The following is a 3,059-nucleotide window of genomic DNA, read 5'->3' on the forward strand; positions in this document are numbered from 1 at the left end:
CGGATCGCCGACGGCGTGGACGCGGTGCGCGCCGCGGCCCGCGACGAGCTGCGCAAGGGCGCGCACCACATCAAAGTGATGGCGGGCGGCGGAGTGGCCTCGCCGACCGACCGCATCGACTCCACCCAGTATTCGACCGGCGAGCTGCGCGCCATCGCCGAGGAAGCCGCAGCCGCGAACCGCTACGTCGCAGCGCACGCCTACACCGGCCGGTCGGTCAGCCGCGCCTTGCAAGCGGGCATCCGTTCCATCGAGCACGGCAACCTCATCGGTGCGGACAACATCGCCGAATTCCTCGAGCACGAGGCGTTCCTGGTGCCGACCCTGGTGACCTACTGGGCGTTGCAGGCCGAAGGCCGCGATTTCGGCCTGCCGCAGCAGAGCTGGCGGAAAGTCGACGAGGTCCTCGACGCCGGTCTGGCGGCGCTGGAGCTGGCGCACCGCGGTGGCGTGCGGATCGCCTACGGGACCGATCTGCTCGGCGGGATGCACCGGCACCAGAACCAGGAATTCCGGATTCGTGGCGAGGTCCAGCCGCCGCTGGAGATCATCCGTTCGGCCACCAGCACCGCCGCCGAGCTGATCGGCATGACCGGGCGGCTCGGGACGCTGCGCGCGGGAGCGCTGGCCGATCTGGTGGTGCTCGACGGTGACCCATTGGCCGACATCGGGGTGCTGGCCGACCCGGACAACATCCGCACCGTCGTGCAGCACGGGGTGCTCGTGCGCGGCTAGCGTTCTCGCCGGTCGGCGGCCGGGGTGAGCCGCACGGTGACGATCTCGAACGGCCGCAGCCGCAGCGGGCCGGACCGCAGGTCTTCCGGGCCGGCGTCCTGCAGCGGTCGTTCCAGCAGGTCGGTGCGCGTTGCCGAAGCCACCGGGAACGACGGGCGCACCGTGGCCGCCGCGCGCCCGCCCAGGGACTCGTACATCCGAACCAGCACGTCGCCGGAGCGGTCATCGGCCAGCTTCACCGATTCGATCACCACTGCCGCGGAGTCCACCGTCACCAGCGGTGGCACGCTGTTCCCGCCCGCCACGGCCCGCGCGGGCAGGTTGATGCGGTAGCCCTCCCGCACCGCCTCGGCGATGTCCGCGCCCACCACGAGCCCGTAGCGCAGCCGATGCCGTCCGTGGTCGGTTTCCGGGTCCGGGAACCGCGGCGCCCGCAGCAGTGACAGCCGCACCGTGGTCGTCGTGGCTGCCTCCGGCCCGGTCGATCGGGTGGCTTCGTGGCCGTAGGTGGAGTCGTTGACCACGGCGTGCCCGTAGCCGGTTTCGCCGACGTGCAGCCACCGGTGCGCGCAGATCTCGAACTTCGCCGCGTCCCACGAGGTGTTGGCGTGCGTGGGCCGGTGCACGTGCCCGAACTGCGTCTCGGCGGCCGAGCGATCGGCGTGCACGTCCAGCGGGAAGGCCGCTTTGAGCAGTTTCTCGGATTCGTGCCAGTCCACGTCGGTGTCCACCTCGACGGTGCGGCCGCGCAGGCTCACCCGCTGGATCACCGCGGACTCCCCGAAACTGCGGGCCACCACTGCCGTGGTGCCGTCGAGTTCGACGCGGTCGACCTCGGTGAGGTCGCGGACCCGGTGCCGGTAGAACTCGTCGACGTCCCACGCGTCCCAGGCATTGGGGTGATCCGGGTGCAGCTGCAGCAGGTTGCCTGCCGCGCCCGCGGCCAGCGCTTCCCGGCCGGATTCCAGATCCAGCACCGAGCTCAGCAGTCCGCGCTCGTCGAGCGTGACCCGCAGCAGACCGTTGTCCAGCACCAGCGCACCGTCCGGTCGTTCGGTGGCGGTGCTGGCCGCGCGCCCGTCGACCGGGCCTGCGCCGAGCGCGGGCACCCCGTCGCGTTCGTGCGGGGCGGCGTTGAACACCACTTCTCCCCCGCCGCCCGCGGCCAGTTCCCGCGGTGCGGCGGTGATCAGCTCGGTCAGCTCGCCGATCACCCGCTGATAGGTCGCCTCGGCCTCGCGGTGCACCCACGCGATCGACGAGCCCGGCAGGATGTCGTGGAACTGGTGCAGCAGCACCGTCTTCCACAACTCGTCGAGCCGTTCGTACGGGTAGTCGCTGCCCAGGCGGATCGCCGCGGTCGCGCACCACAGCTCGGCCTCGCGCAGCAGGTGCTCGCAGCGCCGGTTGCCCTGCTTGGTGCGGGCCTGCGAGGTGTAGGTGCCGCGGTGCAGCTCCAGGTACAGCTCGCCGGACCACACCGCGGGACCGCGGTGGTCGGCTTCGGCGGCGGTGAAGAACTCCGCAGGGGATTCCAGCCGCACCTTCGGGGAACCTTCCAGCTCGGCGGTGCGGTAGGCGCGCTCGAGCATCTCCCGGGTCGGCCCGCCCCCGCCGTCACCGTGCCCGAACGGCACCAGCGAGCGGGTGGCGAAACCGTGCTCGCCGAAGTTGCTGCTGGCGTGGGCGAGTTCGGCGCCGGAAAGCTCGGCGTTGTAGGTGTCGGCGGGCGGGAAGTGGGTGAACACCCGCGTGCCGTCGATGCCTTCCCACCAGAAGGTGTGGTGCGGGAACTTGTTGGTCTGGTTCCAGGAGATCTTCTGGGTCAGAAACCACCGCGAGCCCGACAGCCGCACCAGCTGCGGCAGCGCCGCGCTGTAGCCGAACGAATCCGGCAGCCACACCTCCTCGGTCTCCACCCCGAACTTCTCCAGGAAGAACCGCTTGCCGTGGGCGAACTGCCGCGCCAGCGCCTCCCCGCCGGGCATGTTGGTGTCCGACTCCACCCACATGCCGCCGACCGGCACGAACCGTCCGGCCCGCACCTGCTCGCGCACCCGCTCGAACAGCGCGGGCTGATGGGTTTCCAGCCACGCCAGCTGCTGGGCCTGCGACATGGCGAAGCGCAACTGCGGGTGCTCGCGCATCAGGTCGGTGACGTTGGCGACGGTGCGGGCGATCTTGCGGACCGTTTCCCGCAACGGCCACAGCCACGCCGAGTCGATGTGGGCGTGCCCGACCGCGGAGATCACGTGCGCGCTGGCGTGCGCGGGCCGGGCCAGCCCCTCGGCGAGCTCGCCGCGCGCGGCCGGTGCGGTAGCGGC

Annotated in this window: 2 protein-coding genes; one reads left to right on the forward strand and one right to left on the reverse strand. The window is 71.5% G+C overall.

Annotated elements, in window-relative coordinates; genetic code table 11:
- Nucleotides 1-735 (forward strand): amidohydrolase family protein (locus IJH84_RS28615; protein ID WP_295151136.1); only part of this gene is annotated, 735 nt, incomplete at its 5' end.
- Here the strand turns inward: IJH84_RS28615 and IJH84_RS28620 are convergent.
- On the reverse strand, nucleotides 732-3,059 hold a 2,328-nt coding region (locus IJH84_RS28620), incomplete at its 5' end, for a glycoside hydrolase family 38 C-terminal domain-containing protein (protein WP_295151138.1). The genes IJH84_RS28615 and IJH84_RS28620 overlap by 4 nt on opposite strands.

The organism is Saccharopolyspora sp., assembly GCF_017434145.1.
GTDB lineage: Bacteria > Actinomycetota > Actinomycetes > Mycobacteriales > Pseudonocardiaceae > Saccharopolyspora_C > Saccharopolyspora_C galaxeae.